The organism is Roseateles sp. (assembly GCF_047654805.1).
Classification (GTDB): Bacteria; Pseudomonadota; Gammaproteobacteria; order Burkholderiales; family Burkholderiaceae_C; genus Pelomonas.
On the sequence record NZ_JASGIV010000001.1, the window covers coordinates 2127529 to 2151599 of the forward strand.

Annotated in this window: 22 protein-coding genes; 10 read left to right on the forward strand and 12 right to left on the reverse strand. The window is 65.0% G+C overall.

Features of this window, described 5'->3' with window-relative positions; translation table 11 throughout:
- The first annotated feature begins 49 nt into the window (after positions 1-49).
- Together QM732_RS09405 and QM732_RS09410 are read left to right on the forward strand one after the other, a co-directional pair.
- Positions 50-427, forward strand: a complete 378-nt coding sequence (locus tag QM732_RS09405) for a hypothetical protein (protein ID WP_415655907.1) — start codon at positions 50-52, stop codon at positions 425-427.
- Positions 428-701: 274 nt separating this feature from the next.
- A complete protein-coding gene (locus tag QM732_RS09410) occupies positions 702-2249 on the forward strand; it encodes an LA2681 family HEPN domain-containing protein (RefSeq protein ID WP_415655908.1) in 1548 nt (515 codons plus the stop codon).
- 69 nt (positions 2250-2318) lie between these two features.
- Here the strand turns inward: QM732_RS09410 and QM732_RS09415 are convergent, their stop codons facing one another.
- The 6 genes from QM732_RS09415 to QM732_RS09440 form a co-directional block, all read right to left on the reverse strand.
- On the reverse strand, positions 2319-2516 hold the full coding sequence (locus QM732_RS09415; protein WP_415655909.1) for a hypothetical protein: 198 nt from the start codon (positions 2514-2516) through the stop codon (positions 2319-2321).
- Between the two features lie 108 nt (positions 2517-2624).
- Positions 2625-5237, reverse strand: a complete 2613-nt coding sequence (locus tag QM732_RS09420) for an AAA family ATPase (RefSeq protein WP_415655910.1) — start codon at positions 5235-5237, stop codon at positions 2625-2627.
- Between the two features lie 203 nt (positions 5238-5440).
- On the reverse strand, positions 5441-6019 hold the full coding sequence (locus QM732_RS09425; protein WP_415655911.1) for a GAF domain-containing protein: 579 nt from the start codon (positions 6017-6019) through the stop codon (positions 5441-5443).
- A gap of 172 nt (positions 6020-6191) precedes the next feature.
- The gene (locus QM732_RS09430) at positions 6192-6836 is read right to left on the reverse strand and encodes a hydrolase (protein ID WP_415655912.1); all 645 of its coding nucleotides are present in this window, start codon (positions 6834-6836) and stop codon (positions 6192-6194) included.
- Positions 6837-7015: 179 nt separating this feature from the next.
- On the reverse strand, positions 7016-7711 hold the full coding sequence (locus QM732_RS09435) for a hypothetical protein (protein WP_415659356.1): 696 nt from the start codon (positions 7709-7711) through the stop codon (positions 7016-7018).
- A 96-nt stretch (positions 7712-7807) separates the two neighbouring features.
- A complete protein-coding gene (locus QM732_RS09440; protein WP_415655913.1) occupies positions 7808-8713 on the reverse strand; it encodes a helix-turn-helix transcriptional regulator in 906 nt (301 codons plus the stop codon).
- Between the two features lie 90 nt (positions 8714-8803).
- Between QM732_RS09440 and QM732_RS09445 the strand changes: the two genes are divergently transcribed.
- Positions 8804-9997, forward strand: coding sequence for a metallohydrolase (locus tag QM732_RS09445; RefSeq protein ID WP_415655914.1), 1194 nt, complete (start codon positions 8804-8806; stop codon positions 9995-9997).
- Positions 9994-12246, forward strand: coding sequence for a ThiF family adenylyltransferase (locus tag QM732_RS09450; protein ID WP_415655915.1), 2253 nt, complete (start codon positions 9994-9996; stop codon positions 12244-12246). Before QM732_RS09445 ends, QM732_RS09450 begins: the two co-directional genes overlap by 4 nt.
- Before the next feature lie 295 nt (positions 12247-12541).
- Here the strand turns inward: QM732_RS09450 and QM732_RS09455 are convergent, their stop codons facing one another.
- The 4 genes from QM732_RS09455 to QM732_RS09470 all read right to left on the reverse strand — a co-directional run bounded on the left by QM732_RS09455 (position 12542) and on the right by QM732_RS09470 (position 14808).
- Positions 12542-12706 (reverse strand): poly-gamma-glutamate hydrolase family protein, encoded by a 165-nt coding sequence (locus tag QM732_RS09455; protein ID WP_415659357.1) that lies wholly within the window; start codon positions 12704-12706, stop codon positions 12542-12544.
- Positions 12707-12769: 63 nt separating this feature from the next.
- Entirely contained in the window at positions 12770-13060 is a 291-nt protein-coding gene (locus QM732_RS09460; RefSeq protein WP_415655916.1) for a hypothetical protein, read from the reverse strand.
- 144 nt (positions 13061-13204) lie between these two features.
- The gene (gene tnpB / locus QM732_RS09465; RefSeq protein WP_415655917.1) at positions 13205-13492 is read right to left on the reverse strand and encodes an IS66 family insertion sequence element accessory protein TnpB; all 288 of its coding nucleotides are present in this window, start codon (positions 13490-13492) and stop codon (positions 13205-13207) included.
- 143 nt (positions 13493-13635) lie between these two features.
- Positions 13636-14808: a polysaccharide deacetylase family protein gene (locus tag QM732_RS09470; RefSeq protein WP_415655918.1), complete on the reverse strand. Its 1173-nt coding sequence runs from the start codon at positions 14806-14808 to the stop codon at positions 13636-13638.
- A gap of 392 nt (positions 14809-15200) precedes the next feature.
- Here QM732_RS09470 and QM732_RS09475 point away from each other — a divergent pair, with 392 nt between their 5' ends.
- From QM732_RS09475 to QM732_RS09485, 3 genes are all read left to right on the forward strand, one after another.
- The gene (locus QM732_RS09475; RefSeq protein WP_415655919.1) at positions 15201-16175 is read left to right on the forward strand and encodes a DUF1028 domain-containing protein; all 975 of its coding nucleotides are present in this window, start codon (positions 15201-15203) and stop codon (positions 16173-16175) included.
- Between the two features lie 238 nt (positions 16176-16413).
- Positions 16414-17436 carry an alcohol dehydrogenase AdhP gene (adhP, locus tag QM732_RS09480; protein ID WP_415655920.1) on the forward strand — a complete coding sequence of 341 codons (1023 nt, stop codon included), beginning with the start codon at positions 16414-16416 and terminating at the stop codon, positions 17434-17436.
- A 106-nt stretch (positions 17437-17542) separates the two neighbouring features.
- Complete coding sequence (locus QM732_RS09485; protein WP_415655921.1) at positions 17543-18535, forward strand: S1C family serine protease; 993 nt, start codon at positions 17543-17545, stop codon at positions 18533-18535.
- 4 nt (positions 18536-18539) lie between these two features.
- Here the strand turns inward: QM732_RS09485 and QM732_RS09490 are convergent, their stop codons facing one another.
- Positions 18540-18962 (reverse strand): universal stress protein, encoded by a 423-nt coding sequence (locus tag QM732_RS09490; protein WP_415655922.1) that lies wholly within the window; start codon positions 18960-18962, stop codon positions 18540-18542.
- A gap of 129 nt (positions 18963-19091) precedes the next feature.
- On the opposite strand from QM732_RS09490, the gene QM732_RS09495 reads away from it, so the two are divergent.
- The gene (locus tag QM732_RS09495; RefSeq protein WP_415655923.1) at positions 19092-21479 is read left to right on the forward strand and encodes a GNAT family N-acetyltransferase; all 2388 of its coding nucleotides are present in this window, start codon (positions 19092-19094) and stop codon (positions 21477-21479) included.
- Positions 21480-21484: 5 nt separating this feature from the next.
- Here QM732_RS09495 and QM732_RS09500 read toward each other — a convergent pair whose 3' ends face one another.
- Entirely contained in the window at positions 21485-22066 is a 582-nt protein-coding gene (locus QM732_RS09500; protein ID WP_415655924.1) for an NAD(P)H-dependent oxidoreductase, read from the reverse strand.
- A gap of 86 nt (positions 22067-22152) precedes the next feature.
- On the opposite strand from QM732_RS09500, the gene QM732_RS09505 reads away from it, so the two are divergent.
- A complete protein-coding gene (locus tag QM732_RS09505; RefSeq protein ID WP_415655925.1) occupies positions 22153-23088 on the forward strand; it encodes a lysophospholipid acyltransferase family protein in 936 nt (311 codons plus the stop codon).
- A 25-nt stretch (positions 23089-23113) separates the two neighbouring features.
- Entirely contained in the window at positions 23114-24013 is a 900-nt protein-coding gene (locus tag QM732_RS09510; protein WP_415659358.1) for an aspartyl/asparaginyl beta-hydroxylase domain-containing protein, read from the forward strand.
- The last annotated feature ends 58 nt before the right edge of the window (positions 24014-24071 follow it).

Genomic DNA, 24071 nt, shown 5'->3' on the forward strand with positions numbered 1-24071 from the left:
CTGTCGCGTTTTGCCTCTGCTAGGGTTGAGGTATTGCCCCCTGCCCTCCATGGAATTGCCAGCGCCCTCGCCTGAAGCCCAGCCCCATCCGTCCGAGACCGCCAAGGCGATCGGTGACCTGGATTCGATCGTGCGGGCGCTCTTGACTGTCTTGCCACCCTCCAAACCTTGGCAGCGCCAGCTGCTGGCGTATCTGGCGGAGGCCGACCGCAAGCTCCAGATCCTGCGCATGACGATCGCGCTCGGTAAGGACCGGCACGAGATCGAGGAAGCCGCGGACCAGCTGCAGGTGACCCTGCGTGCCGCGAACCTGTACGTTGGCGGTGGACGGGTGGACATGGGCACCAAGACCGCTGTGCAGCTGGCGTTCAGCCTCGGCCATAGGATCGCCGCCAGCTTGCAGGCCCGACGATATGCCCGCTTTTGAGGCAGGACGAGCTGGGACAGGGGCGGACAACGACTTAGCGCAGCGGCTCAGCACTTATCAACAGAGTTGCCCACGCTCCGCAGGGACAAGTTCTGTCTTGAGGCCCTGACCCAGAGGTCGCGCGAGCGGGCCTGGGCGAGCGCCGGCGTTACGTGCTGACAGGCGGTCAACTGCGGCCTGGCTGACTGGCTCCATTCCACGGCCACCATGGCTATGCTTGCCCACGCCCAGGGTGTTGCCGCCTGGAGAAATCAATATGGGAGGGCCAGCGAGCATGGCAAGTTCCGAGGAGTGGGACGCATTTTCACCTGAGCAAGCCCTGGAGGCCATCGCGCAGGCCATTGACGACGCCGCAGACCACGGCGACGCGGCGCTGAACGCGCAGGCGTTGGCCTGGTGCGAGCGGCTAGAACCGCGCCTTGAGTCAGATGTGCAGCGGGTATTGCTCGACTATTTCCAGGCCAACGCCTGGGCCAATCGCATGGTCGCCAAACGCGGCGACGCTGTGGCCGTGTGGGCTTGGGATCAGGAAGAACTACAGCGACAGATTTTTCTGCTCCGTCGAGCTCTCGGCAGTCCCGCCTTCGCCGACCTGGACCTGGTTCGCCAGTGCCAGATCTTGACCAACCTGGCCAACCAGCTCGACACCGCGGGACGCTTCATCGAGGCCAGGCAGCTCTGGACCCGGGCGCTGTCATTGCTGCCCGTGTTCTGGATGGCCCGGGCCAATCGCGGCAACAGCCTGATGCATTACGCCCAGGCGTTGTACGACCCTGGCCACACGGCCGTTTTTGCCGTTGCGGCACACCGTGATCTGGACGCCGCGCTGTCCCACATCGATGAGTTCCCTGAACTTGGCGACGCGCGACTCCGTTCGGCCTTCGCGGCGAAGGCGGCCGCCATCGATCGACATTTCGACCTGGCCGCGATCAGCGCCGACTACGCGACTGACGCCTACTCGCTCGGACGAAGCAAGGTGGAGCAGGCCTACAGGCGCTGGTGCCTGGACCAAGGCCTCTTCCTCAATCCGTTGAACGATCTCGGGCCAGATTCAATCGCGGCCCACGACGTGCTCACGCTGCCGGACATGGTGACCGACATTCACGAGCCGCCAGTCCTCGTGGGCTTCTTCAATCAGCTGAAGCAGGAGTTCGTGTCGGCACGCTGGCTCTGCTTCGAAGGGATCAGCGCTGACCGCGTGCATGCGTCCGATCGCGGTGTCCTGCTCTACAACACGCTCGACTACGCCGCAGTGAACCTCGGCGTCGAGCAGGTGAAGATGGCTTTTCGAATGAGCTACTCGCTGCTCGACAAGATCGCCTACTTCCTGAACCATTACATGAAGCTGGGTATCCCGGAGAAGCGCATCAGCTTCAGGCACGTCTGGCGAGACAAGGATTCGGGCCCTGTGCGCTCGGAGTTCTTGTCGTCCGAGAACTGGCCGCTGCGTGGCTTGTATTGGCTGAGCAAGGACCTGTTCGAGAGCGACTTCAAGGACGTGATGGAACCCGATGCGCGGGCCCTTCACGAACTTCGCAACCACCTGGAGCACAAGTACGTGAAGGTGCTTTCGACCATGGGTAGCTTGACGAGCGGGCCAGCGACCGGGCCCTTCGTCGACACGCTGGCCCACACCGTCTCGTTGCCAGATCTTGAAGCTCGAACCCTGCGACTGCTTCAGCTGGCGCGCTCCTCACTGATCTACCTGTCCCTCGGCATGCATCGCGAAGAAGAGCGGCGGAGAGACAGCGCGCCCCCCGGCAGGCTGATCATGCCGATGATGCTGGATCCGTGGGACGACGGATGGAAGCGGCGCTGGTAGGAAACCGCCGGCACGTACAACCCGCCTGTTTCGACCTTCTTGTCATTCGCCCTCTCTAAAGCCGACGTTTCAGCCGGTCTTGCGCCGGGCAAGGACCAGCGGCTTGGACGAACCGATGATCAAGCCGGTGGCCTGCCGAGGCTCGGAGGCCTTGAGGCTGTTGACCTGGTCGCGCGTCAGACCGGTGCCGAACACGCGCGCCGCCTTCTCAGCCAGCTGAGCTGAAATAACGACGAACTTGCCGGGGGCGACTCGAACTCGCTTCATGCCTGAACCTTCATAGGCATCAACTGTAGCCGTGCGGGTGTGCTCGATGTTGGCGGCGGAATGGCTGCTTAGGATCTCGTTCAGGAGCGTCCGGACCCAGCCGCCCCGTCATGCCCGCGTCTTGGCGATTTCCCTCACGCGTTTGTCCACGGTCTCTCGCCACTTCGCCAGGCGCTCGATGTCGTTGCTGAGGTCATCGGGGTCCGGCACGGGGAGTCGGCCCACCGCCATCGCAGCGTCGTGCTCGAACTTGGAGCACTTGGACATGCCTGCATCGAGCTCGCGATAGTCGTCGTCCGTGACCGTGACGCCCTTAAGGCGCAGCGTCAAAACGCCCTCCCCAAAGCGCTGTACAGCGCCGTTGAGCAAGACTTCCTCGGTGCAGCGCTCCCATGCGAGTCGCAACTGGCCATAGCACTTGGCCGTCAGGTAGCGATGCCGATCTTCATCGCCCTCCTTCTGCGCCTTGCGCACCTCGACCAACATCTGCCTCAGACGCCCTAACCGATCCTTTGTGCCCAGCACGTCGAACGGCAAATCCTCGGAGTGGACGCCGTAACCATCGGCAGTCTTGCGGATGTAGTTCTTGGTCATCGTCGTGCGCACCTCCTCCGCCTTCTGCTCCAGGATCAGAAGGAAGTAGATGTCGTGGGTGAAGACGATCACCTGCCGCGTCAATGACTCCTTCGCCAGACGTTCGGCCACCTCCCAGCGGCGCCGGTGGTCCAGTGAAGAGACAGGGTCGTCGAGCACGATGCCGCCGCGGCCCTTGCCAAGTCGGATCTCCGCCATGAAGGACGCAATGGCAATCGCGCGCTGCTCACCCTCACTGAGGATGGCCGCGGGCGCTCCGCCGCCCGGCAACTGAAGGGTGAGCTTGAACTGGGTCTTGCCGCCCGGCGACTCCGGCTTCATCACGACCTGCAGGTGATGAACCTTCAGCAGCTTGAGCTCCTCGTTGAGCGCGTCGGCCAACTCTTGGCTGGCCGTCGTCCGGGAGAGCTCGGTTGATTTCCTGGAGATTCCTCGGGTCTCCATGCCGTCTATGCAGGCTTGCAGCTTGCGGCAGAGCTCGTGCTTGGTCATCGCCTCGAGTACCGCGGTCTTGACCTCGGCAAGCCTGCGCCTCGCATCAAGTTCCGTCCGCTCTGCCACCATGGCGGCCCGGAGCTTCTCGTCGGCGGTGGCCTCCAGAGCTTTGGCCTGTTCCAGCAGTCTGTTGACGACGTCGAGCAGCCCGGGCTGCGGATCGTCCGAAAGCTTGGGGATCTCATCCCAGGGCAGCTTCCCCGCCGCGGCCTGCAGCACTGCCTGCTGCCGCATCTTGAGGGCCTCCTGGATGGCGGTGCAGGCAGCGGCCGCTGCCGGCGCCACCTCGGTCGTCTCCTCGACCAACACATCGCGGAACATCAGCTCCAAGCTGGCCTGGTGGATCGCCCGGAACGGGACAGCCGCGGCTTCGCGGGCATCTTTCGCAGCCTTCTCGGCAGCCGCCTTGATGAAGGCATCAAAGCGCAGCAGGCGCGCCGCGCCTTCTTGCCCTAGCGTGTTCTGGCAGAGGGGGCACGCCGCCTCGGCGGGAAGTCCCGGGAACTCGTGTCCTGGATGACTGACCCCGGCAAACGTCCGGGCCACCTCGAAGAGGGCCTTCCACTCCTCGCCGCCGGTGCCGGCCAGTTGACCCGGCGTAGCCTTGAAGGCGGTCGCAGCAAGCTCGGCTGCCGCCTTGGCCGCATTCGACTTGCTGACCAGCACCTGGAGCGCGCCGACCTTTTCGTCATTGACCACGTCGATCGCTGCCGCGACGCGGTCCTTCAACGAGCTCAGGCGGCTGGCTTTCTGCCGCACCGCCAAGGCCTTCTGCTTCGGATCAGCTTCGGCCAGCGTCTTGTTCAGAAGGGCGAGCCGCTCGAGTTCGGCTTCGCTGAGCGCGGCAAGCGCTTCGATGTCAGCGGCCTTGGTCCTTGCTGGAATGCCGAGCAGCTTCTTGGCGACCTCGGTCTGCTCGCGAGAAAGCGCTTGATAGGCGGCATCGCTCGGAGCGCTGGCCAGTTTCTCCGCGCTGGCCCGAGCCTTGAGCTTGTTGCACGCCCCGACCAGGCCTTCCAAGATGTCCAGCCCATAGGGGGCATAGGCGAAGTCGCCCTGGTTGTCGATGTAGGCGCGGGCGCAATGGGAGTCGAAGATGGAGATGTCCGAGAGGGGTTCGGGAGGCTCGGCGCCGGCTGTCCAGCGGAGATCGGTCGCGACGCCGTCGACATCGGCCACGAACACTGCCTCGGCCGGCCCACGCTTGCCTGGCGGCAGGTTCGCATTGGGCAAGATTGGTTCACGGCGGTCACGCGCCCGGCAGGCGTGCTTGAACACGCGTGAATAGCCCGATTTTCCGACGCCGTTCTCGCCGTAGATGACCGTGATGCCCGCGCCCGCAATGGGCAGGTGCGCGCCCGTTGCCAGCGCGTTGACGTTGGCCAGTTCTTTCACGGCGGTCAGCACAACGACGCGAGCGGGGTTCGCACGCGGCGCGACCTGGGCATCCTGCAGCTTCTTGGGCTCGCGATTCTCGGGGTCCGGGATCCCGGCTGCGGCCTTGGCCAACGCGTACAGATCGTCGAGATCGGCCGCGCTGAGGGTTCGGTCGGCGTAGAGCCTCGCGATGGCGTCTTGTTGCCAAGCAGCGAGGTCTTTGGACCACGCATGAATTTCTTGCAGGATTGTCACCAGCTACCTCCTTGTCAGCGGGCAGAACCGAAGATGGGATTGACTTATGGTCTTCGGCACGAACTTGAATCACCAACTGTAGGGGAGTTAGGCAGCAGCTCCGCCCCACCGTGAAAGTGGAGGGTTCGCGGCCAAGGCGCGGCGCAATGGAAGACACGCAGCGACCAGCGGCCCACGCAGATGACGTGCCACGTCAACGGCGTCTAAGAGGTGCATGCGTGGGGATCGTCCAACTGATGGCGCGGCGCGGCATAGAGCGTCAACCGATTGGCCAGCCGCTTGAGCGCGATGCGGTCCGCGGTGTCCCAAGAGCGATCGGCGCTGATGCGCCCGCAGCAGACGATTCCGAACAAGTGCCCGTTGCAATAGGCCGCTGCATGCAGCACGGACGCGACCGGCGTGGGATGCAAGAGCCGCGCTTGGGCATCGGCCGCTGCCGGCCGCGGTGCAAAGCCATCGTCGGCGTAGAAGGCCCCCGCTCGCAACCTCGCGAAGTAGGCAGCCATGTCATGGACTTGCACCACGTTGCCTGGGTCGATGGCGACATGGGCGCCGAATCGTTCGACCAAGCAGTGCAGTTCGTGCCGGGCCGCGCCCAGTCCGACGCGCCAAACCACAATCTGATCGCAGCCGAAACGCTGCTGCATGAGCTCCGTCACGCCCGCTCGGAATCCGGGACTGCGCAGCAGACCGTAGGCCAGCAGGCTTGCCAGCAGCCGCATGGCCTCGACATCGGCGTCGACGCCTTGCATGGGCGCCGGCAATAGGAGCGGTGCATTCATGACGTTGCTCTGGACGAAACACGCGTCCTCGGATCGGCGTGCACCCTTTGCTGTCGATCGAGGCGGATGAGAGCGGCGACGCAGGCCTCCTCGGAGTCCTGCGTCGCGCACGCCCTGCGGGCGAGATGCTTGGGCGCCCTTCCCTAGTGGTCTGGGCTGCGCCGGAGGGCGCTCAGGCCTTCTGGCCGAGCAACTGCATTTCCCAGCCGAAATTGATGCCGGTGGCTCCACCATGCTCGGTGATGATGCCGGCGACGCCAGGGAGGGTCGCTTCGCGCGCCCAGTCCCGCTGCAGCTCCGACATCACAGCCATCCAGGTCATCGGCACCGCGCCCGCTTGCACCATCCGCTGCACCGCGCGCTCGTGGGCCTCGACGCTGACACCACCGGACGCGTCGGTCACGATGTAGACCTCGTAGCCCTCGCCGAGGGCGTGGATCACGGGCATGGCCAGGCAGATCTCGGTCCACAGCGCGGCGATCACGAGTTTCTTGCGACCCAGGGTTGCGACCGCATCGACCACCTTGGGATCCTCCCAGGTGTTGATGGTCGTGCGATCGATGGGGGCCTGTTCGGGGAACACCGCTTGGAGTGCCGGCGGCAGGAAACCACCTCGATCCTGCACCACCGTCGTCAGGATGGTCGGTACCGCGAAGAGGCGCGCGGTTTTCGCCAGGCCAATGACGTTGTTCAGGATGACGCCGGGATCATGGCTTTGCATGCCGGCGAACTGGAACGGCTGATGGTCGATGAGGATCAGCGCGCAATTGTCGGGCGTCAGCAGTGCGTCGATCCCGATGCGAGGGGCGGTGGTCATGAAAAGCTCCTGGAAGGCACCGTCGCTGGCTGCGACGTGCCTTCACTGTCTCCAGCAACCGGACTCGCGGCGCATGGAGATGGGGCTAGCGTGCCCTACACCGTTTGGGTGAGGTCACGGACCGTCGAGGTCCTTTCCGTGACGCAGGCCGCCGAGCAGCCGCGGTTCCGCGCAGCAGACTATGGCGCCGCCACGGCCTTCTTCTTTTTGACCACCGAGGGCAGCGACGGCAAGCACTCGAAGAGACGCTCAGCGTACGCGAAACCGATGCGCTTCACGGCGTCGGCATCGAAATAGAACAGCCAACTCGCCAGCAGCGCCACGGAGATCACCAATGTCATCGCAGCAGCCAACCCGGGGCGCGCAAGGTTGACCAAATTCACAGCGAGTGGATCGAGTTCAAGCACGCCCGCCAGCACCAGGCCGTAGAGCAGTCCGAGCAAGCAGGTCACGATGCCGATGGGCTTCATGGCCAGCATGTTGCGGTGAAAGCCATAAGCGATGTTCTCCTTCAGCAGCAGGCTCTTGTTGCTCCGCGTCAACTCCCGCAGGCGCTTGGTTGCCCCGATGTAGGTGTCGTCGGCCTTCGCCGGGTCCGCCGCCTCTTCTTCGGCCGTCGGCATCGCGATGCCGAGCTTGGAGACGATGGCATCGTGATAGCGACGCTTGCTGACGCTGTCCAGCGTCTTGTCACGATGGCGCAGCGCCAGGGTGGTGGGCATGCCGCCCCACCCTTGGACCAGCCTGTCTTCCAGCTTCTTGCCGCGCACGCGCGCGACGCTTGCCAGCGTGTACATGGCACCGCAACCCGCCAGCAAGCCCACCAACGCGGTCAAGATCGGATGCCGCGCGCCGTAGACACACACCAGCGGCACCAGCAACGGCAGCGTGGCAAGGAGGCCCGGCGCGAGCCGCGCCTTGCGTTCATAGGGATCCTTGGCAAGTTCGACCAAAGCGAGCATTCGGAGTCCTTAGTTGGATGCGGTGAGCGCGTCGATGTAGGGTTGCAACTCGGTGCGATTGCTGAGGCTGATCTGCTGAGCGGCGGGGTCGTTCGGCGTCTCCGTGTGGAGTCCGAGGCGACGCATGGTGTAGTACAGGAAGGCTTGTCGGCACTCCAGAGCGACCTGCCCGTTCTCCATGCTGTAGTCCAGCTCGATCACGCGCTTCTTCGCGGCAGAAAGGTCCGGATGAGGCACAAGAACCAAGGTGAGGATGGTGTTCCAGAAGGTGTCGGTGCCAGGGTCAACGCTGCTGGGCCCCGCACCTTGCAGGTCCAGGATGCGTGCCAGCACGAAGTCGCTGAAGCGCTCCCGCTTGTGGCAGTACGCCCGCACATGCCAGCGAAACCCGTCGAATCCAAGCGCATGGGGCGAGATCGTGCGGCTGCTCGCATCGACCGACGTCATCGACTGGTAGAGGACCGCGACAGCGGCCTTGTCTTGGATTGCGCGAACCACTGCGTGCACGATCTCGTCGCTAACTGCACGCCAAGGAGACGGGGCGGTATCCATGACGGGTGCGTGGCCGATGAAGCTGGCGCCGTGCTCCAGCAGGCCGGTGGTCTTTGCGTGAAGCTCCGCCAGATACCGCCTGGCCGAGCTTCGGGGGAACAGCGGCCTGAAGCTTGCACCCGCCACATAGGTCCGTGAACTCCGGTCGTACTCAAGGTTGCCTGGGGCCAACTCCAGGTACCGGGCGATGTCCAGGGACGCCTGCGGCGTCGAGATACTGAAGTGCTCGATGAGATCGGTTCGGTTCAATCGCCCTTCCCATCGCAACCGGAAATCTATGAATTGAAGACGGCGATCCAGCCCCCAGCTCACGCCGGGTGCGCCGGTCGCGCCGACGTCAGGTGAAGGTGTCTGATCATCCATGGCTAGAGTCTACTTTATAGACGCGCATAAAATATAGGCGTATCATTTCTATACGTGTCCAGCAATTTCGGGCATGTCAAGGAGCTCGAGATGCCGACCACCGTTACCTTTTTTCCCGTCGACAACGGCGACATGACGCTGATTCGCTTGGGCGACGTCGACGCCACGACCATCCTGATCGACGTGAACATTCGCGTCGATGCGGACGACCCGAACAGCAAGGTCCGGGACGTCGCGAAGGATCTGCGCGGGCAGTTGAAGAAGGACGCCAACGGTCGCCCGTATGTGGATGCGTTCTTGCTGAGCCACCCTGACCAAGACCACTGCCGCGGCCTGACCCGCCACTTCCACCTGGGCCCCCTGTCGGACTACCCTGACGACGACAAGGACTACAAGGACAAGAAGATCGTCATCCGCGAGCTGTGGTCGTCCCCGATCGTGTTCCGCCGCGCCAGCAAGAACCACACGCTGTGCGCCGACGCCAAGGCCTTCAGCAAGGAGGCCCGCCGCCGCGTCCAGGTGAACAAGGACCACTATTTCGCCGTATCGGACGGCGATCGCATCCAGCTCATGGGCAAGGACATCGACGGCAAGACGGACGACCTGGTGCCCATCGTTCGCCCGGTGGACGAGGCGTTCAACACCATCTGCGGCCGCACCTCGAAGTTCTTCAGCGCTTTCCTGTTGGCGCCCATCGATGCCAGCACTGACGAGGAGGTCGAGGAGTGCCTCGTGAAGAACCAGTCGAGCGTCATCATCAACTTCACGCTGGCCGCCGACGACAACACGCCGGACGGTGCCAAGTTCCTCAGTGGCGGTGATGCGGAAGTCTTCATCTGGAACCGCCAGTGGGACCGCCACAAGAAGGACCCGTCGGTCCTCGAGTACGACCTGATGCAGACACCCCACCACTGCTCTTGGCACTCGCTGTCGTACGACAGCTGGTCGGACAAGGGTGAGGACGCGAAACTGGATGCGGACGCGCGCAAGGCGCTGTCCCGGACCCGCAGCGGCGCCGTCATCGTGGCCAGTTGCAAGCCCATCAAGGACGACGACAGCGACCCGCCATGCATCCGGGCCAAGCGCGAGTACGTGGCGATCGTGGACGATGCCGAGGGCAAGTTCTATTGCACCGGCGAGTACCCCAAGGCCGGTGAGGAGGAGCCCATGGTCTTCACCGTTACGTCCCAGGGCGTGGCCCTGGCGCAGCGCCGCGAGGCCGGCTCCAAAGCGGCCGCCTTCACCTCGACGACGCTCACGCCCCTGCCCCACGGCGCGGCATGACCGCGCTCGACGACGCCATCGATCAGTTGCGTCGGCACCGCGGGATCGCGCGGGTCGGCGACCCGGAGATCGTCGAAGGCGGCGATGGCGATTGGCTCGTGGAGATCGATTTCCCGGTGGAGCTGCCCAGCCGAGCGCGCGCTGCCGGGATTTCTGCCACCGGCGTCAAGGCCGTCGAGACCTGCACGCTGGCCTTCAACCGCTGGCCGCTGCGGGCGCCCAGGCCTTACCTGCGGCCCGATTTCCCGCGGGATCTGCCGCACATCAACCCCCACCGCGAGGGCAGCCCTGTGCCGCCCTGCGTATTCGAAGGGTCGCTGGACGAGTTGCTTCACCGTCTCGGCCTGGATGCGGTCATCGATCAGATCATCGACTGGCTGGGCAAGGCTGCCAGCGGCACGCTCATCGACCTGAGCCAAGGTTGGGAGCCCACACGCCGCGATTCCTGTCCTTCCACGGTCGAGTTCAGTGCCGAGCGCCTCATCGCTGCAACACCGGCCGACGGCGCGGTCCTCACGGCCAACGCAAGCTACATGACGGTCGGCGACGGCGTGTACTGTCGTGTGCTGCCTGAACTGGCGCCCCAGCCGAATGTCGCCTTCACGCAAGTGCTGCGTGGCAAGCCAGAAAGGCAGTTTGGGTCGGGCGTGTTCCCCGCCTTCATCGCCCGAGCCGCTGCCACCGACGGTCAGTTCCCGGTAATCGGCAAGTACCAGCCCGACACGGTCGTTGACCTGCCCTCTCTCCTCGATCTGGCGGGCGCGTTGGGCATCGACCGGACGGCCCTGGAAACGGCGCTGTCTGACTACTACCGTGCATCAGTCATCGGCCTGCAGAACTACAGGGACTGGAAGAAGGGCTTGCTGGCCCTCGTCGTGCTGGTGGTGAAGCGACCTGCCCGGCTCGTGGGTTCGGACGGCCGGGACGTGGAGGTCCTGCCCTATGTGATCAGGTACGACATCGACCCGACGTCGGCCTTCAAATTCACGAGCAGCGTGCACGCCGCGTTCCACTCGCACGCCGTATCGCCTGAGCTGCTCGCGCGCACGTCAGGATTGCCACAGGCCGTGACGCAGGCGAAGACTGTGCTGATCGGCTGCGGCAGCCTGGGCTCCAAGATTGGCATGCACCTGGCGCGCGCCGGCATCGGACAGCAAACGTTCGTGGACAACGACGTCATGTCCCCGCACAACTTTGCCCGGCACGCCTTGCTGGAAGACGAACCCACGCTGGTTCCGTACAAGGCCGAGCAAATGAGGCTCGCGCTTGGACGCCTCTCTCACCTCGACGCCAAGGCGTATGACCTCGACGCCGTCGACCTCTTCAGGAACGATGAGAAATTTGCAGAGGTCGTGCCTGGCGATGCGGCACTGATCATCGAGACCACGGCGTCGCTGCAGGTTCTCATTGCCGCATCCGTTTCCGCTGCACTGACCGCGAGCCCGGTTCGGCTTGCGCGGGCTGCGCTGTTCGGGCAAGGGCGATGCGCCGTGCTGATACTGGAAGCGCAGGGTCGGAAGGCCCGCGTGGACGACATCACCGCCTTCCTCTTCGAGTTGTGCCGTTGGTTCCCCGATCTACATGCGGGGGTGGCGGGCACCTCCTCTGACCCCAGGAGGATCTTCGTCGGCGACAACTGCAGATCCCTCACGACGCCCATGGCCGACGCGCTGATCTCTCGGTCGGCTTCCATGGTGGCGATGCAGGCCCAGCAATGGATTTCGGAGGGCAAGCCATCAAGCGGCCAGCTTTGCGTGGGCGTCGGTGACCCGTCAAACATCGGCAGCAGTTGGAACGTGTTCGAAGCAGGCGAGACGACCGTTCTTGATATCCCTGACGATGGCGGCTGGCAGATCCGTGTGCTGGCCCACGTCGCGCACGCCATCGACGAAGACGCGCGTCATTGGGGTCGTCTTGAAACCGGCGGCGCGTTGGTGGGACGCGTGTCCTATGAGGCGCGCACGATCACTATCGCCGGCATGGTTGCGGCGCCACCCGATAGCGTTCGTAGCGAATCGGCCTTCATCCTGGGCACCCAAGGCCTGGCCCAGACCCTGACGGAAGCGCATGCGGCGAGTGTGGGGCACCTGATGTTTGTGGGCACCTGGCACAGCCACCCCATGGGCGGCAATCACTCAGGGATCGACAAAGACACGCTGAAGAAGATCGCCACTGACGGCCGAGGGTTGCCCGCGGTGTCCCTGGTGTGGACGCCACAAGGCCTCATCTGCGCGGTCGATCGCTGGTAGCCGGCCATTGATCGAAAATGCACCGCAAAGGTGCAGCCGGCTCATGCCTGAGCCCAGAGACCTCGGCTGGTTCGCTAGGATTAGCGTGACGCGCACTGTTCTGCTAGGACTGTCGTGACGCCGAGCTGCGACAACAAGGGCCTGATCGCATGCCCGAGGCCATTGTTTTTGAAGGGATCAAAGTGAGCGATCAGGGGAGGCAATCGTGTCGGACAGTTCTGGTCAGCGCTGTCGTGACTGCTCTGGCCTGCCAACGCGCCTTGCTTAGGCTGCCAACGGCGGCAAACTGACGCGGCTAACGGCCGGCGGGCGACCCAAAGCTGCCATCGAAGAATTTCCTCCTCAGCCAAGTGCTGAGTTCCAACTGGATACCCGAACCGCTGGCGCACCGATTACAAATGTTGTCGGGGGTCCGTGCCTTGCAGCCATGGAGAGGTGTGCCGCTCGACCCGAAAACCATACGATTCAAGGTAAGCGGCCAGCGATGTCAGCTTGACGATGGCTGCAGTATGGGTCCACGACGTCAGCCCTCGTGGTCGCAGTTCCAGCACTGCGCGCTGCCTTCGGGGTAGTACGGGGCACCGCACTCTGGGCACGGTGCCGATTCCCCCAGTGGCTTGTAGGGCCCGAAGCCGCGCCGTATGTTGTAGATCGCCATCGCCTCTTCATGACTCCCAGCTTCTACCCGCCAGACCGGAAAAACACAGTCCCAAATCGGCTCGCCGTTGTTTGCTTTCGGCCGATCTTCGCCGCTCGAGAAGCCGGTGATTTCGCCGCCGTCGGTATTGCTCCATGCGGTGTAGATGCGTCTCATCGTTCTCTCTTTCGCCAACATGGCGCTCGCGGCCGGAATGGGAATGCAACCTCGGGCGCGAGTTAGCACCTCACCGGCATGCGCTCAGCGGCAGTATGGCGTCATCGAGAGGCTTCCGTAGCCGCCGATAGGGCAACAGCTCTGCTATGTCATCGTGCCGTCGTCTTCCACGCGCTGCCACGGCAGGCCCAGCACCAGGGCCTGCAACTGCGGCTGCGTCAGCGGCATGTGCTCCAACGTGACATCGCGAGGCCACACGAAGCGGCCCTGGTGCAGGCGCCTACGCTGTTGCGCGGTGGCTCTTTTGACTTTCTGCAATCTGCAACGTTTATGTAGAAGGCATCGCTGCTGGACGCAGGAGGGCACATGAATATGCACAAAGATATCGCCATGAGGATATTTCTTGGGCTGCGCAATCATCCAGAACCCCATGCATTTATCTGGCGTTGCGCTGTTTAAATCAACCTACCATGTCCAGCAGTTGAACTCTTCCGCGTTGGAATTTTTGGTTGATATTGATCGCCACGTCAGCGGCGCCCTCACATAGCCTTGACCTCGCCAACCTTGCCCTTGCCCTATTGGCAGCGGCCCACTTCATTGGCGACGTAATCACTCAACCATTGCGGTGGTTCGGGCTCAAGCTTCCCATTGACCTTGATGCCACGCTCCCGCGCCCACCTGTACCCCCACATCGGGCCGAACCGAGAGATAAACCCCAGCTCTCCAAGATAGGCCTGATCCTTCTGGGCCTCCTCCAATGATACAAATTGGAAGCCGCGATCGACATACAACTTCAATATATCCTCCATTGAATCTGCATTAATGCGATTCAAATGGAGCAGTGCTATCTCAGGCGGAGCGTAGCCGAGAACCTCTTGGCTCAACTTCGTGTAGTAGTCAATCTGCATTGATGAATACTCAATGTAGCCGCGCCTTATCCGTTCCGCGCAATGGCCATCCTTGCGAACCAGTGCAACACCATAGGCACGCTCAAAGACATAGTCAGATGTATCTATGGTCGATGCCGCGGATATGTAGCCCAAGCGCTCCAATATGGCTTGAATGCCGCTGCGCTTGGCGACGCTGTCCCCCGTGTGATTCATAGGGAAGCGCATAAAGCGAAGCGGCCTGCCAGCGTCGTACATAAGCGGGCGGATAGATACCTCGCCGCGAACGATCTCATCTTCTATAGATGCAAGATCGATCTTGTTGGTATCTGCGTGCGAGTAGCTGTGGTTACCCAGCGTGAAGTCGTCGACAGTCCATAGTTTGAGCAGGGGGCGTGATTGCGCCCCCATCTTCTCGGCCGACTGTTCGACGACAAAGCCGATGGCTGGCGCAGCATAGCGCTTCAAAACCTTTTGAATTCGGGTGTTGAGTGCAACAACCTCGTTGGGAGGCAAGGCCCCCTCGCCTTGGCCAATCGCACCCGCATATGGAAGATCATCGAACGTTATCGCAACCTTCCGTCCGGGCTTCACATCCCCCTCCGCACTGGAAACCGACGGCGCGATCGCTACCACGCAAACTAGTCCAAGGCGTCGGATTAGCGGAATCGTTTGCAGGCCAAGCCTTGGCCACTCACGACGCATCATGTGCCGCCTTCTGCAATCGGTCGCACAATTCTTCAGCCAGAGCGAAGAAGAAGCCAAGGCCGATACGAGCAGCTGTGCAAATCTCATTTCAAATGGCGGCATAAATACAATTCTGGTCAAAATAACATTGGGCAAGACTTGCAGAATCGGCAACGACCGTCCCTGCCAACATCTAGCTAACGCGCGATGCTCTCACAGTAATAACTCGACCATTGAGGGCAAGTTCTCGCCGGATGGTAGTCTGCAAAATCCCACCCGCTGGGGCTGGTGGGCTGATGGCAGCGGCCTGAGCTTCGCAATGTGGAGCGGAGTAGTGCTTTCAGACCAAGATGGCTCGCAAACTCGGCCCCATCGCCTGAACGCAGCAAGATCCGCCGCCCTGTACAGGATCACCCGCCCTACCCTAAAGACGCGCGCCCAGTGACGAGGTTGAGTGGCTTGGGACACCGTGAGGTCTTGCAGCTGACTTTGCCGTGACTTTCAGCCCCGCTCCCTGACGAATGCGCCAATCCGCGCCGCATCGCCACTGAGGCGAAGGGGATTCAATGAAGACATGGATCGGCGCCATGGTGCTCGTCGGATGTGCATCACTACCCGGGTCTGCGTCGGCGACGTTCTCGATCGTCGCCTGCGACGCGGGGGGTAGTTGCGGCGCCGCCGTGGCGACGCACAACCTCGCGGTGGGGGCCACGGTCATTCACGCACAGGCCCGTGTAGGCGCCATCGCATCCCAGTTCGAGACCCATCCGCGCCACGGAACGCGTGGATTGGCGCTGCTCGCGCTCGGTCGCTCGGCACCCGCTGCCATCGAGGTTCTGCTGTCCGAGGATGGAAATTTCGATGGACAAGATCCGCAGTGGCGCCAGCTAGGCGTCGTTGGGGCAAGCGGCGATGGTGCTGCCTTCACGGGGCGGCATGCCGCAGCTTCGTACTGGGCAGGCTCTACCAGCGGACCAGGCTTCAGCGCGCAAGGCAATGGCTTGGTTGGCGCAGAAGTCACCACTGCAATGCGGGATGCGTTCATGCGCACGCGCGGAGCGCTCCCGGAGCGCCTCATGGCCGCGCTCGAAGCCGGCAGAGACGCCGGAGGTCAGAAGATCGGCACGATGTCTGCAGCGCTGCTGGTACGAACGCCCCAAGGGAACTGGAATGACGTGGACCTCCGCGTCGACGCCGCGCCAGACCCGGTGCCCGCGCTTCGCAATCTCCTGAACCTACGCCAGGCGCATAGCGCCGTGTTGTTTGCTGAGCGCCAACAGCGCAATCACAAGCTCCCGGAAGCCAGAACGGCTATCGCTGAGGCGATGCGACTCGGCAAGGATTGGGACCGGATCTGGCGTCGCATCGCCAGGCTCAGCATGACGATGGGTGACCAGGAGTTGGCGCTTCGGGCGTTGGCTTCGTTTGCCCGGCTCAATCCTGCCTGGGCATCGACAGAGGTTCGCGACGACATCTATCGACCGCTGGCGCTACTTCCAGCATTCCAGTCTCTGTCAATCAACTCAACCGACCAGCACTGATTCCCACACCAGTGGCCCATGTGGCCACGGCACGAAGGGATCGCAAGGGCGACCGTACTGGAATTCCCCAACCCAAGGGCGCGGTCCCCCTTGCGCAATGAAGCTCGGCTGCGAGTTCCGAGTCGTCTGCCATTGAGCCGGATCAATGCGAGATGGCTCGTAGCTGCCTACTCTGAGCCTGCCTGAACGCCCTGCTGTCCATGCCCGGCTTCTGGCGCCTTCAACATGAGGAGTTGCCATGCCCAGCATGAAAGCCGCCGTTGTCCGTGCCTACCGTGAGCCTCTGAGCCTGGAGGAAGTCCCCGTTCCCGAGGTGCCGGCAGGGCAGATCCTCGTCAAGGTGGCCGCGTGCGGGGTCTGCCACACCGACCTGCATGCCGCCGACGGCGACTGGCCGGTCAAGCCCCCCCTGCCCTTCATTCCGGGCCACGAAGGCGTGGGGCACGTCGCCGCCGTGGGGGCCGGCGTCAAGGGCATTCGCGAGGGCGACCGTGTGTGCGTACCCTGGCTGCACACCGCCTGCGGCCATTGCGAGCATTGCCTGACGGGCTGGGAGACCTTGTGCGATCACCAGCAGATGACGGGCTACACCGTCAACGGCGGCTTCGCGGAATACGTGCTGGCGGACCCCGCCTATGTGGGCCACCTGCCATCCAACCTCTCGTTCGAGTCCCTGGCACCCATCCTTTGCGCTGGGGTCACGGTCTACAAAGGCCTGAAGGTGCTGGACGCGCGGCCAGGCCAGTGGGTGGCCGTCGTCGGCGTGGGCGGCCTGGGTCACCTGGCCGTGCAGTACGCGCGGGCCATGGGCCTTCACGTCGTGGCGGTCGATATCGACAACGCCCGTCTGCAAATGGCGCAACGCCTCGGGGCCGAACTCTGCGTGAACTCCGCCGAGCAGGATCCGGTGGCCGCTCTGCAAAAGGAGCTGGGAGGCGCCCATGGCGCCCTCGTGACGGCCGTGTCGCGCGAGTCGTTCGGCCAGTCGCTGGGCATGCTCCACAAGCGCGGCACCATGTCCATGGTGGGTCTGCCGCCGGGCGACTTCGCCTTGCCCATCTTCGACGTCGTCCTCAACGCCAAGACCGTGCGCGGCTCCATCGTCGGTTCGCGCCAGGACTTGAACGAGGCCTTGCAGTTCGCAGCCGAAGGTGTCGTGCACGCCAGCACAACCACGCACCGGCTGGACGACATCAACCGCATCTTCGATGGCCTGCGGCATGGCCGCATCGACGGCCGCGCCGTGCTGAGCTTCACCTGACCCTGCCGTCCCCCGAGCTGGCCCGGACCTGACCGTCCGTGGCGGCCGCCCAACGGCTTGACAACCATCAAGAGGCCGGGACCGCCAACGCGCTAGGGTGGCGGCCATGCCCCGACGCCCCGTTTCCGCCCTGCTCCTCGCGTGCGCCGCCCTGCTCGCCCTCGCGCCTGAGGCCCAGGCGGCCGGCGCGGGCCGCGCGCTTGCCAAGACCCAGCCCACCAGCTTCGCCGAGGCATTCCAGCGCGGCTCTGCCTGGAGCGTGGGGGTCTACATGTTCGTGGCCGGGGAGGAGGATCCTCGTGTCGGTGCCGGCTTCTTCGTCGATGACAAGGGCCGCATTGCGACCGCCGCCCACCTGCTCGGGGAATCGCCGCAGATCCTCGTGGCCCTGCCCGACAAGCGGTTGATCGCCGCCGAGGTGGAAGGCCAGGACGAGACGACGGACATTGCGTTGCTGCGCATCGAATCACCGCCATCCGTGCGGCCCGTGTTCGCGCGCTCCGGCAGCCTGCGAGTGGGTGACTGGGTGATGGCCATCGGCGAGCCCTTCGGCCTGGAGCATTCGGTGTCGGCCGGCATCGTCAGCGGCAAGGACCGCCATTTCGGCGATGACGGCGAGCTGATGTTCATCCAGAGCGACGTGGCGCTGAACCCGGGCAACTCCGGCGGTCCGCTGCTGGACGCCAGCGGCGCCATCGCGGGCATGAACGCACGCACCATCGTCGGCCCCGCCGGCACGCCCGGCGCCAGCCTGGCCATCCCCATCGACATCGTGCTGCAGATCGTCGGCGAGCTGCGCCAGGACAACCGCGCCCCTGCACGCCCCCGCCTTGGTGCGCAGTTCGACGACGTGCCGCCGCTGACTGCCTGGGCCGCAGGGCGTCGCGAGACCACCGGCGTACTCATCCTGTCGGTGCCACGCGGCAGCCTCGCGGAACGTCTGCAGCTGCGCGCTGGCGACATCATCACCACGATGAACGGCCGAGCCATCGGCGGCAGCGCCGACCTCGTCAACGCGCTGCTCGCCTGGCGCTCGGTGGCGGAAACGCGCTTCGTCGTGCTGCGCGCCGGCAAGGAGCTGGTGCTGGCGCTGGAATAGCGCGTCAGCGGATCAGCAACACAGGCACCCGGGTCTGCGCCAGCAGCCGCCCGGCAACCGAGCCAAGCAGTGCGCTCGTGAAGCTGCCATGGCCGTGCGAGCCCATGACGAGGAGGTCCGGCTTTTCCGCGTCCACGATCTCCGCCAGCGTCTCGCCCGGACGGCCCACCGCATGGCGCTCACGCCAGGGCCAGCCCTGCATCTGGGCGAACTCCCGCACCGGCTTGAGCACCTTCTCGCCCTCGTCGGCGTAGTACTGCCGCAGGGCCTCGTGCGGCAGGAAACGCGCCGCGTGCGGCGGCAACTCGGGCGTCACGTACAGGGCGATGAATTCGTTGTCAGGCGCCACCAGCTCTTCGTGCGCAGCGATGTAGCTCAGCATGCGCTTGGTGTACGGGCTGCCGTCCACGGCAAGAACGATCTTCATGGACCACTCCTTTCGCCCGCGGCGGGCGATGCCCGGATGCTGCGCGCTTCGCTCGCCCCGGCGCTTGCGCTGGGTCAAGCTTGACGCGGCGCAAGGCCGGCACGGCAGCGTCGCATGACGATGCCGCCCATGACCCAGCGCCACCTCGACAGCCTGCTCTCGCCCCAGTCCGTGGCCGTCTTCGGCGCCTCGGACAAGCCTGCCCGCGTCGGCACCACCGTCTGGCGCAACCTCCTGGCCGGTGGCTTCAAGGGGCAGCTGGCGGCGGTCAATCCGCGGCTGCGGATCCTGGACGGCCAGCCTTGCTTCGGCAGCGCCGACGCCCTGCCCTTCGTGCCCGATCTGGCCGTGCTGTGCACGCCGCCCGACACCGTCGCACCACTGGTGGCACGGCTGGGCGAGCGCGGCACGCGCGCCGTGGCCATCGTGACGGCCGGCCTCACGCCCCAACAGAAGCAGGCGACCCTGGACGCAGCCCGGCCACACACGCTGCGCCTGCTGGGGCCGCACTGCATCGGCCTGCTCAGTCCGCGCATCGGACTCAATGCCAGCTTCACGCAGGCCAACGCCCTGCCCGGAGAGCTTGCACTGGTTTCGCAATCCGGCGCGCTTCTGACAGCCCTGCTGGACTGGGCAAACGGCGAACGCATCGGTTTCTCGCACATGATCTCGCTGGGCGAGCACATGGACGTCGACTTCGGCGACCTGCTGGACCATCTCGTCCTGGATCGGCACACGCGGGCAGTCCTGCTCTACATCGAGTCGATCACCGCGCCGCGCAAGTTCATGTCGGCGGCCCGGGCCGCGGCCCGCGTCAAGCCGGTCATCGTCGTCAAGGCCGGCCGCACGCCGGCCCGCGAGGACAGGGTCTTCGACGCGGCCATACGCCGCGCGGGCATGCTGCGGGTGGACACCCTGAAGGAGCTCTTCATCGCCGCGCAGACGCTGGCGCGCTTTCGCGACAACCCGAGTCGGGAGCTCATGGTCATGACCAATGGCGGCGGCGCCGGCGTCATGGTGGCCGACGCAGCCAGGGCCCTGGGCGTGGCGCTGGCCCGGCCGGGCGAGCGGTTGCTGCAGCGGCTGGACGCCCTCCTGCCACCCGACTGGTCGCACGCAAACCCCATAGACATCATCGGCGACGCGCCTGCGCAGCGCTATGTGGATACGCTCAAGGCGCTGTTCGACGCGCCGGAGGCTGGCGCCCTGCTCTTCGTGCACGCACCCACGGCCATCGCACCGAGCCTCGCCATCGCCGAAGCCTGCGCGCCGCTGATCGCGGCCAACCGCGGGCGGGTGCTGAGTTGCTGGCTGGGCGGCGAGAGCGTGGCACCGGCACGGCGTGCGTTCGAGGCCGCCGGCATCGCCGGCTACGACACGCCCGAGGAGGCCGTGCGCGCCTTCGCACTGATGCAGACCTACCGCCGCAACCAGATTGCGTTGCGCGAGACACCGGCCGCCTGCGCCAACGCCGATCCCGACCTCGATCGCGCACGCCGGATCGTAGGTAGGGCGCTGGCCGCCGGTCGCGAATCGCTGGATGCGCAGGAGGCCAGGGATTTGCTCGGGGCTTGCGGTATTCCGGTCGCCGCCGCCCCATGCAACGCGCCGGCGCTGGCCCGGGCCGAAGAGTTCAGCGTCGGTGCCCATGTCGACCCCGTCTTCGGCCCCGTGCTGCGGCTGGGCCGGGGTGGTATGGCGGGAGGCATGCCCGACGGTGGCGCCGTCGCGCTGCCGCCGCTGAACCGCGTGCTGGCGCGAGAGCTGGTAGCCCGCGCCTGCCCCGTCCGGCTGCCAGCGCGGATCGATGCGCTGTGCGACGCGCTGATCGCTGTCGCGCAGATGCTGGCCGACCTGCCCGAGATGGCGGAGCTCGAGATCGACCCGCTGTGGATCAGCGAACATGGGGTACTGGCCATGGGTGGCCGCGTGCGCCTGTCGGCCGCTTCACCGTCGGGCGTAGCCCGCTTCGCCATCAGCCCCTACCCTGCCGGGCTCGTGCGCGCGCTGCCTTGGCAGGGGCGCGAATTGCTGCTGCGTCCCATCCGGCCGGAGGACGAGGCCCAGCACCGCGCCTTTCTCGAGGCCATGAGCCCCGAGGACCTGCGCATGCGCTTCTTCCAGGCGCCACACCGGCTGTCGCACGATGAACTGGCGCGCCTGACGCAGATCGACTACGAGCGCGAGATGGCGTTCATCGCCGTTGACGAGCATGCTCCCGGCGGGGCCCGCACGCTGGGTGTGGCCCGTCTCGTGCGAGACCCCGACAACGTCGAGGCCGAATTCGCCCTCATGGTGCGCAGCGACCTCAAGCATCGGGGCCTGGGCCGCCTGCTGATGCAGGTGCTGCTGGACTACGCCACTGCGCGCGGCACGCAGCGCATCGTCGGCCACGTGCTGCGGGTCAACCACGCCATGCTCGGCCTGCTCAGGGCGCAGGGCTTTCACATGAAGCCCGACGAGTACGAACCGTCGGAGATCGTCCACGTCAGCCGCGACCTGCAGCCGGGCAGCTGAAGAGCTCAGGCCGCCTTTTCGCCGGCCCGGCGCAGGCGCATGAGCCACTTCGCCACGCCGCTCTCGCCCAGCTGCTCCACGCTGCCGACCAGCGTCTCGTGCACGGGAGCGAAGCCGACGAAGCCCAGGATGTTGCGTTCCAGCGACTTCACGCTGTGGGCGCGGAAGTACCAGCGGTAGACCAGCGCCGGCATGCCCATGGTGACGACCACGCGTGCCGAGCGCCCCTTGAGCAGCTTGGCCGTCAACGGGTTGCCGTGGTCCTTGCCGATGGCAAAGCCAGGACGGGCGACCTGCTCCAGGAAGGCCTTGAGCAATGCCGGCATGTCGCCCAGCCACAGCGGGAAGAACAGCACGACGTGGCCGGCCCATTCGAGGTCCCGCTGCACCGGCGCCAACGCTGCGGGCACCGTGCCCTGCTCCCAGTCCTGCTGGCTGCGCAGCAGCGGGAATTCCAGCCTGGCGACGTCCACGACCCGCACCTCGTGGCCACCTTGGCGGGCGCCGGCGGCGTAGGCGTCGGCCAGCGCATGGCAGAGGTGGCGGCGTGTGCCGTCGGGGTGACCGAGGATGAGCAGGATGTTCATGCCGCCACCCTAGCGAGCCGCATCGGTGACACCCTTGCGATGGATCAAGCACCATGCTCAGGCGGGAGCGGCTTGCAGCCACTACGATGCCGCCCCTGGACAGCGTTGGGGTACTGGATGTCGTGCATGGATTTGGCCGAGGGGGGCGCGTGGGCGTGAAGCTGCTGGTCGGCCTGGTCTGGCTGCTGAGCTGGCTGCCTTTTCGCGCCATCTCGGCGTTGGGCTGGGTGCTCGGCAGCCTGATTTCGGCCTTGCCGACCTCGCGGCGCCACATCGGCGAGGTCAACCTGCGCCTGTGCCTGCCTGAGCTGAGCGAGGCGCAGCGCCGCCGCCTGCTGCGCCGGCACTTCGTCGCCATGGTGCAGATGCTGCTGGAGTATGGCTACGGATGGTTCGCCTCGCGCGAGCGGCTCAAGCGCCTGGTACGCATCCAGGGGCTGGAGCACCTTCAGGCGCTGGAGGGACGCAACGTCATCCTGATGATGCCCCACTTCACGGGCCTGGACCTGGCAGGCCTGCGCGTGTCGCTGGAGACGCCGCTGGTCAGCATCTACTCGGTGCAAAAGGATCCGTGGCTGGACGCATTCTTCCGCGCCCGGCGCCTGCGCTTCGGCACTGGCATCATCTTCTCCCGCCAGCAGGGCACTCGGCCCACGCTGCGGGCGCTGAAAGACGGCTACCGCCTCTACTACCTTCCCGATCAGGACTTCGGCCACCGCGACTCGGTCTTCGTCCCCTTCTTCGGCGTGCCGGCGGCCACCATAGGCGGGCTGTCGCGCATGGCGGCCGTCACCCAGGCCGCCGTGCTGCCCTGCTACCCGCGCCGCGAGGCCGACGGCTACACGCTGGTCATCGAGCCGGCGATGGACAATTTCCCCTCCAACGACATCGTGGCGGACGCCACGCGCATGAACGCCGTCATCGAAGCCCAGGCGCGCCGACAATTGCACCAGTACTTCTGGCTGCACAAGCGCTTCAAGTCGCGCCCGCCGGGCGAGACTGACTTCTACGCCCGGCCCTGAATCCATGACCCACGACATTCCCTATATCAAGCTCGCCATCGTGGCGGTCTTCGTGGCGAGCACGGTCTACGTGCATTTCCGCGGCCGCGTGCGCCTGCGCTTCTTCCGCCAGTTGATGGACCACTCCACCTTCATGGCGCCCATCAACTGCCTGATGTACATGTTCTCCAGACTGCCGGCCAAGCCCTATCTGCCGGTTGCGGGCTTCCCGGAGCTCAAGCTGCTGGAAGACCACTGGCAGGACATCCGCGCGGAAGCCTACAAGCTGGCCGAAGCCGGCGAGATCAAGAAGAGCGACAAGTACAACGACGCAGGCTTCAACAGCTTCTTCAAGACCGGCTGGACGCGCTTTCACCTGAAGTGGTACGGCGACGCGCATCCGTCCGCGCGGGAACTCTGCCCCGTGACGACCGAGCTGCTGCAGCGCATCCCGACCGTGAAGGCGGCCATGTTCGCGGCCCTGCCGCCGGGCGGGCGCCTGGTCACGCACCGAGATCCCTTCGCAGGGTCCGTGCGCTACCACCTGGGCCTGGTCACGCCCAACGACGACCGCTGCTACATCTCGGTGGATGGCGAGCGCTACTCGTGGCGCGACGGCGAGGGCGTCATCTTCGACGAGACCTACCTGCACTACGCCGAGAACCAGTCCGACCAGATGCGCATCATCCTGTTCTGCGACGTCGAGCGACCGCTGAACAACCCCGTGGCCCGCTGGTTCAACCATTTCATCAGCCACACGCTGATCCGTGCCGCCGCAGCGCCCAACTCCGATACCGACAAGACCGGCGGCATCAACAAGGCCTTCGCCTATGTGCAGCAGGTGCGCCTGTTCGGCAAGCGCATCAAGGCCAGGAGCCGCTTTGCCTACTACGGCCTGCAGTGGCTGATCTTCGGCGGCCTGCTGCTGTGGTGGCTGCTGGGCTGAGCGCTCCCTCACCCTCCGCCCGCGCCACGACCTGGTGGCACCCCTGAATGACGAAGGT

Coding starts and splice junctions, on each gene's coding strand:
- QM732_RS09460 (WP_415655916.1), bottom strand. CDS start 13,060: ATGAGACGCATCTACACCGCATGGAGCAATACCGACGGCGGCGAAATC.
- QM732_RS09425 (WP_415655911.1), bottom strand. CDS start 6,019: ATGAATGCACCGCTCCTATTGCCGGCGCCCATGCAAGGCGTCGACGCC.
- QM732_RS09410 (WP_415655908.1), top strand. CDS start 702: ATGGCAAGTTCCGAGGAGTGGGACGCATTTTCACCTGAGCAAGCCCTG.
- QM732_RS09445 (WP_415655914.1), top strand. CDS start 8,804: ATGCCGACCACCGTTACCTTTTTTCCCGTCGACAACGGCGACATGACG.
- QM732_RS09415 (WP_415655909.1), bottom strand. CDS start 2,516: ATGAAGCGAGTTCGAGTCGCCCCCGGCAAGTTCGTCGTTATTTCAGCT.
- QM732_RS09490 (WP_415655922.1), bottom strand. CDS start 18,962: ATGAAGATCGTTCTTGCCGTGGACGGCAGCCCGTACACCAAGCGCATG.
- QM732_RS09450 (WP_415655915.1), top strand. CDS start 9,994: ATGACCGCGCTCGACGACGCCATCGATCAGTTGCGTCGGCACCGCGGG.
- QM732_RS09405 (WP_415655907.1), top strand. CDS start 50: ATGGAATTGCCAGCGCCCTCGCCTGAAGCCCAGCCCCATCCGTCCGAG.
- QM732_RS09455 (WP_415659357.1), bottom strand. CDS start 12,706: ATGGTTTTCGGGTCGAGCGGCACACCTCTCCATGGCTGCAAGGCACGG.
- QM732_RS09505 (WP_415655925.1), top strand. CDS start 22,153: ATGCCGCCCCTGGACAGCGTTGGGGTACTGGATGTCGTGCATGGATTT.
- QM732_RS09440 (WP_415655913.1), bottom strand. CDS start 8,713: ATGGATGATCAGACACCTTCACCTGACGTCGGCGCGACCGGCGCACCC.
- QM732_RS09430 (WP_415655912.1), bottom strand. CDS start 6,836: ATGACCACCGCCCCTCGCATCGGGATCGACGCACTGCTGACGCCCGAC.
- QM732_RS09475 (WP_415655919.1), top strand. CDS start 15,201: ATGAAGACATGGATCGGCGCCATGGTGCTCGTCGGATGTGCATCACTA.
- QM732_RS09500 (WP_415655924.1), bottom strand. CDS start 22,066: ATGAACATCCTGCTCATCCTCGGTCACCCCGACGGCACACGCCGCCAC.
- adhP (WP_415655920.1), top strand. CDS start 16,414: ATGCCCAGCATGAAAGCCGCCGTTGTCCGTGCCTACCGTGAGCCTCTG.
- tnpB (WP_415655917.1), bottom strand. CDS start 13,492: ATGGGGTTCTGGATGATTGCGCAGCCCAAGAAATATCCTCATGGCGAT.
- QM732_RS09485 (WP_415655921.1), top strand. CDS start 17,543: ATGCCCCGACGCCCCGTTTCCGCCCTGCTCCTCGCGTGCGCCGCCCTG.
- QM732_RS09495 (WP_415655923.1), top strand. CDS start 19,092: ATGACCCAGCGCCACCTCGACAGCCTGCTCTCGCCCCAGTCCGTGGCC.